The organism is Streptomyces alkaliphilus, from assembly GCF_014141535.1.
In the GTDB taxonomy this organism is placed as follows: Bacteria; Actinomycetota; Actinomycetes; order Streptomycetales; family Streptomycetaceae; genus Streptomyces; species Streptomyces alkaliphilus.
Genome location: NZ_VKHT01001193.1, coordinates 1 through 1,354, shown reverse-complemented (window position 1 = coordinate 1,354; position 1,354 = coordinate 1). Strand labels below are relative to the sequence as shown.

Sequence of the window (1,354 nt, the reverse complement as noted above, 5' to 3'; positions counted from 1 at the left end):
CTTCCGGGCGGGTCCGGGACGGGGTTCCCGGACCCGCCCGGAAGGGCGGGGCGCCGGAAGCGGCGGGACGGCGGGGTCCCGGACCGCGTCAGGCGCCGATCAGCTTGGCGAACATGTCCTCGTAACGAGTCTCCTCGTCCTCGTCGAGCTGCCGGAAGACCGCCCCCTTGGCCACCATCTCCTCGTCCGGGAAGATCAGCGGGTTCTCCGCCAGTTCCCCGTCGATCGCCCGCATCTCCTCCTGCGCCCCGACGACGGGGCAGATGAAGTTGACCCAGGCCGCCAGCTCGGCGGCCACCGCCGGTCGGTAGTAGTGGTCGATGAGTGCCTCGGCGTTGGCCCGCCGGCGGGCCAGGGCGGGCACCAGCAGGTCATCGGTGCCGAAGAGGTAGCCGGTCTCCGGCATGAAGAAGTCGATGTCCGGATTGTCCATCCGGAGCTGGACGATGTCACCCGCCCAGGCGACACAGGCGGCGATGTCCCCGGAGTTCAGTTCGTCCAGGTAGTCGTTGCCGGTGAAGCGGCGCAGCTGTCGGGAGTCCACGGCGCGCTGCACCCGGGCGATCGCGGCCTCGAAGTCGTCGTCGGTGAAGGACGCCGGGTCCTTGCCCATGTCGAGCAGGACCATCCCCATGGTGTCGCGCATCTCCGTGAGCAGGGAGATGCGGCCGTGCAGGGACTCGTCCTCCAACAGTTGTCCCACCGAGGTGATGCCGTCTCCGCCAGTGGCGCGGCGGTTGAAGCCGATGACGGTGGCGATCCCGGTCCAGGGGAAGCTGTGCTGGCGCCCCGGGTCGTGCGGGGCGGTGCGGAAGCGGGCCTCCACGTTGGCGATGGCGTTGGGCAGGTTCGCCGGGTCCAGCCTCTGGGCCCAGCCCTGGCGGATCAGTCGCCCGGACATCCAGTCGGTGAGGCAGACCAGATCCCGTCCGGTGTCCTGGCCGGCGGCCAACTGGGGACGGATTTTGCCGAAGAACTCGTTGTTGTCGTTGATGTCCTCGGTATAGGAGACGGCGATGCCGGTTTCGGCCTCGAAGGCCTCCAGGGTGGGGCGGGATCCGGGGTTCTCGTCGTCGACGTCGATGTACAGCGGCCAGTTGCTGAAGTTGAGGACCTTCTCCTCGCCGGAGAGGTCCGGGGCGGCCTCCTCCCCGGTGGTACCGCTCTCGGCCGGCGGGATGCCACAGCCCGCGAGCAGCGCACCGGCTCCGAGGGCCCCGGTGCCCGCCAGCAGGCGGCGGCGGGTCAGTGCGGTTCGGGCGGCCCGGCCGTTGGTGAGACTGCGCTCCCACGCCTTGCGAACGGGCTCGGACATGCCTTCGTAGGGATCCACGGTCGGGGCCTTCCTGGGAGG

General features: G+C 69.9%; 1 protein-coding gene. It reads right to left on the bottom strand.

The window, feature by feature from the left end; translation table 11 throughout:
- Positions 1 to 88 precede the first annotated feature (88 nt).
- Positions 89 to 1,315, bottom strand: a complete 1,227-nt coding sequence (locus FNQ90_RS23355; protein ID WP_182608166.1) for a polyamine ABC transporter substrate-binding protein — start codon at positions 1,313 to 1,315, stop codon at positions 89 to 91.
- Positions 1,316 to 1,354 lie beyond the last annotated feature (39 nt).